General features: G+C 61.8%; 3 protein-coding genes and 1 pseudogene. 2 read left to right on the forward strand and 2 right to left on the reverse strand.

Going from position 1 to position 4,260, the window contains the following annotated elements; genetic code table 11:
- Positions 1–161 precede the first annotated feature (161 nt).
- The gene (locus VF515_08705) at positions 162–824 is read left to right on the forward strand and encodes a hypothetical protein (GenBank protein HEX7407712.1); all 663 of its coding nucleotides are present in this window, start codon (positions 162–164) and stop codon (positions 822–824) included.
- 109 nt (positions 825–933) lie between these two features.
- Here VF515_08705 and VF515_08710 read toward each other — a convergent pair whose 3' ends face one another.
- Positions 934–1,062, reverse strand: a complete 129-nt coding sequence (locus tag VF515_08710; GenBank protein ID HEX7407713.1) for a type IV toxin-antitoxin system AbiEi family antitoxin — start codon at positions 1,060–1,062, stop codon at positions 934–936.
- 142 nt (positions 1,063–1,204) lie between these two features.
- Positions 1,205–1,312: pseudogene (locus VF515_08715) on the reverse strand (DUF4172 domain-containing protein).
- Positions 1,313–2,371: 1,059 nt separating this feature from the next.
- On the opposite strand from VF515_08715, the gene VF515_08720 reads away from it, so the two are divergent.
- The coding region (locus VF515_08720) for a hypothetical protein (GenBank protein ID HEX7407714.1) at positions 2,372–4,260 on the forward strand (1,889 nt) is incomplete at its 3' end.

Genomic DNA, 4,260 nt, shown 5'->3' on the forward strand with positions numbered 1-4,260 from the left:
TGCCGTTCCAGGCAGGCGATTCCTCGAACAGCGGATTCTTGTTCCTGCCCAAGCAGAGTGGCACGACCGTGCTTAGCGTCACGCAACCGGTGGGCTTCTCAACCCCGTCCAGCGGCGGCCAGATCACGGCCACGGTGACACAACCTTCTGTGACGCTGCGCATGACGCAGACCGTGATCGGCAAAAACTTGCAGGTGCTCGGCTCGGGTGCGCTCGACGCGCCGGCGCCGACCGATATGCAGTTGACAATCACCAGCAGTGATCCGAGTAAAGTGTTGCTCTCGACGTCGCCGACGGCGGCTGGAAGCGCGAGTATTTCCGTAACTGTTTCTCAGGGCAGTGGGGTAAATTCGATCGGGTTCCCCAACTACTACGTGCAGGCGCTCAGCGACACCGGCACGGTACAGTTGACCGTCTCGGCGCCCGGTTCGGGCTTCGCCTCTTCCAGCTTTAACGTCACCCTGGCGCCCTCCGGGTTCGTGCTGGAAGGCCCCAATGGGGTCGGCCAAAACTTTGGAACTGTGTTGTCTAACGGAAATGTGACGCTGACGGTCCGGGCCGCCGTTCTGGATCCGAACACGCTCAACCCGACTCTGGTGTACGAGGCGGTTCGCGGTGGATTCTCTGCCACCGTGAACGTCAGCAGCAACAACCTGAGCGCCGCCACCATCGCGGGCACGCCGCTTGGGGTGAACGCTGGCGACGCGGGCGGGACCATCACGTTGCAACCGGTGGCGGCGGGAACAGCCACCATCAGTCTGACGACGCCGACCGGATTCACTGGGCCGGCGAGTGGGAACCACCTGGCGGTGACCGTGAATTAGGGCCCTAGCAGTACCAAGTAAGTTGCCCCGAGGGCCGGCCTTCGCGGCCGCTTGTAACTCGGAAGGGTCAGTTGGCGCAACGCTTGGATTTCTTTGGGTAATAGCTGGATCATTGCGCGAGGTATTTCTCCTGGATCTGAGCGGCTGCCTCGAGGGCGCGCGGCTCACCTTCGTGCAGCAGTTCAGCATAGATAAGCAGCGGATGCGCGATGGGTAGTCCGTCTCTTCCCTGCGCCATGAAAGGACCGTTCCAAACGCACGCAGGAGCGTCACAGTCCCATTCGTATCCGGCAACAACTTAAGTTCGCGGTTGAGATTCTGTGGAGCATTGGCCAAGAAAACGGTCATCCGCTCTCCGCGGTAGAAACGGTCGAGTGCGAAAGCGGGCCTGAGACGACTTGCATCGGTACATGGCTGTCATCACGCCACCCACCGACGTTGATCCGACGCATTCCGCTCCGCCCCGTCGGGAAAAGGGCCGCATGCCAGTCGGAAAATCGCTCGGCGGATTCCCTGCCTATGTAATTGGCGTCGGTGGAGACAATCCACTCGCTGTCGACTTGGCGCTGCGTTCAGCACGGCTGCGACGGAATGAGCGTCGCCATGGTGTCGCCGTCCAAGAGCGCCAAGGCCTGAAAAAGGCCTCCATTCCTCGGGTACCGCTTTGGCCGACCGCCGGCCTGCGCTGCTGGACAGGTACTTGTTTCCGGGTATTAGTTCCAGAATTCGGTTGCACGTTCCTGCTGCATGCTCCAGAATTGCTGCAACGGAGTGAATTGCAGCAAAAAACCGCGCAGCGGAACCCGCGCAACCAGCATCTCTACCTAACTACAACAAGTCAAACTGTGCGGGGAATCACTTGGTTCTGCTGGAAGATATAACGCGCTTAGCTCTGTGGTTGCTCTTCACCATAGTTGCGGTGAACTTGTTTTTCCTGTCGTTCGTGTTCTACCGGCGCCTGGGTGGGACGAGGCCTGTTCAGGAGGCTTTTAGCGTCTGCTCTCTCGCTGCAACTGGTGACCGCCTGCTAGCAATGCAAATGTGATCTTGTTCAGCTGCGGCGATAGCTCTGGGATCGGCGCTTATCGCGACGTAAAAGCAACAGTCTGTGCAGATCGACGTGATCAGTCGATCGAATCTAAGTTCTTGGTGAATGAACGTCGGGCTCTGCTCCATGGTGTCTCAATCCTATGCACCGAAGAAAGCGGGCTGATTTTAAGGCAATTCAGAGTCGCACACAAGAGCAAAATGTGCGCACTGCGGCCGCTGCGCAGGCGAACCCGCAGGACCTCTTCCCACGTGGCAACGGCGATTAGGCCCTGAGGCGGTGGAGAAACATGAATCTAAATCTCCCGCCGCTCGGGGCGGGGCGCTTGACTTAGCAATTCGCCGGGATTACCTTCGCGGCCATCGTGGGAAACACATCCCTCCGTGTTCTGGTCCTGCTGTTGTCGGCTTTCTCCATCGCTGCCTCGGCACAAGTTGACTGGCAGCTCTACTCCGGCCTCGATTGGCGCCTCATCGGACCGTTCCGCGCCGGCCGAACCGTGGCCGTCACCGGCGTGCCCGGCCAGCCCGAAACCTTCTATTTCGGTGCGGTTGTCGGGGGCGTTTGGCGCACCAGCAACGCGGGCCGCACCTGGACCCCGATCTTCGACCAGGTGAAGGTTGGTTCCATTGGCGCCGTGGCCGTCTCGCCCTCCGATGCAAACGTCATCTATGTCGGCTCCGGCGAGGCCGACATGCGCTCCGACATTTCGGAAGGCAACGGCATTTCCCGGTCCACCGATGGCGGCAAGACCTGGACCGACATCGGATTGCACGACACCCAGGCCATCGGCCGCGTGCTGGTGGACCCGCACGATCCGAACCGCGTGTTCGTCGCCGCGCTAGGACATCCATACGGCCCGAATGCGGAGCGCGGTGTGTTCCGCTCCACCGACGGCGGCCGCACCTGGCAGAAGGTGCTCTACAACGACGAGAACACCGGTGCGATTGACCTCGCCTTCGATCCCCGCGACAGCAGCATCATTTACGCCGCGATGTGGCGCACGCGCCGTCCTCCGTGGAACGTGTATCCGCCGTCGAACGGTCCGGGGAGCGGCCTCTACAAGTCCACTGACGGCGGCAATCACTGGCAGCCGCTTGCCAATGGCCTGCCGACAGACCGCGTGGGCCGCATCGGCGTGGCGGTCGCGCCCTCCGACCCGAATCGCGTGTACGCGCTGGTGGACGCCAAGAACGGCGGCGTCTATCGCTCCGACGATGCCGGTACGACTTGGCGCCTCGCCGACAATGATGCGCGCATCTGGGGACGCGGCTGGTATTTCGGCGGCATCACCGTGGACCCGAAGAATCCCGATGTCCTCTATGTGATGAATACGTCGACCTACCGCTCGATGAATGGCGGCAAAACCTTCGACGCCATCAAGGGCGCGCCCGGCGGCGACGACTATCATCAGCTCTGGATTTATCCCGACGATCCCGCGCGCATGGTACTGGCCAGCGACCAGGGGGCCATTGTCACAGTGGACGGCGCCAAGACCTGGAGTTCCTGGTACAACCAGCCTACCGCGCAGCTCTACCACGTCACGGCCGACAACCGCTTCCCTTACTGGGTATACGGCGCGCAGCAGGACAGCGGCGCGGTCGGTGTTGCCAGCCGCAGCAACTCCGGCAACATATCGTTTCGCGACTGGGTGGGCGTTTGTGGCGGCGGCGAAAGCGGCTATGTCGTTGCTGACCCGCTCCATCCTGGTGAGATCTTCGGCGGGACCGTCACTCGTTGCAACGTTCTGACGAACCTGAACCGCAACGTCGATCCCGAACTTGGCTACTCGCAGTTCGGTCCCTTCCGTCGCACCTGGACGCTGCCGCTCGCTTTTTCCGCTGCCGATCCCCGCGACCTCTACTTCGGCTCACAGTACGTGTTCAAGACCAGCAGCGGCGGGGAGAGCTGGCAGATGGTCAGTCCCGACCTCACGCGCGAGAATCCCGGAGCGCCGCCGAATCTGGACCCGGTCACCGCAACCCACGGCGTCACCGGACCGCGGCGTGGCGTGGTGTATGCGATTGCGCCCTCGCCGCTGAAAAAAGATGACGTTTGGATCGGCACCGACGACGGTCTCATCCAGGCTACCCACGACGGCGGCAAGTCGTGGCAGAACGTCACGCCGGCGCAGCTCACACCGTGGAGCAAGGTCGGCATCCTCGACGCCTCGCACTTCGACGCCAACACCGTCTTCGCGGCCGTCGATCGCCACCGCCTCGACGACAAGCGGCCGTACATCTACCGCACCCACGATGGCGGCAAGACCTGGCAACTCATTGTCAACGGCCTGCCCGACAATTGGTGGGTCAACACCGTACGTGAAGACCCGGTGCGCAAGGGCTTGCTCTTTGCCGGGACTGAAAGTGGCGTGTATGTCTCATTCGA

The organism is Candidatus Binatia bacterium, from assembly GCA_036382395.1.
Taxonomy (GTDB): Bacteria; Desulfobacterota; Binatia; order HRBIN30; family HRBIN30; genus JAGDMS01.

What these genes read in the sequence shown, in the direction of transcription:
- VF515_08705 (HEX7407712.1), top strand. Translation starts at nt 162, where the DNA reads ATGACGCAGACCGTGATCGGCAAAAACTTGCAGGTGCTCGGCTCGGGT.
- VF515_08710 (HEX7407713.1), bottom strand. Translation starts at nt 1,062, where the DNA reads ATGGCGCAGGGAAGAGACGGACTACCCATCGCGCATCCGCTGCTTATC.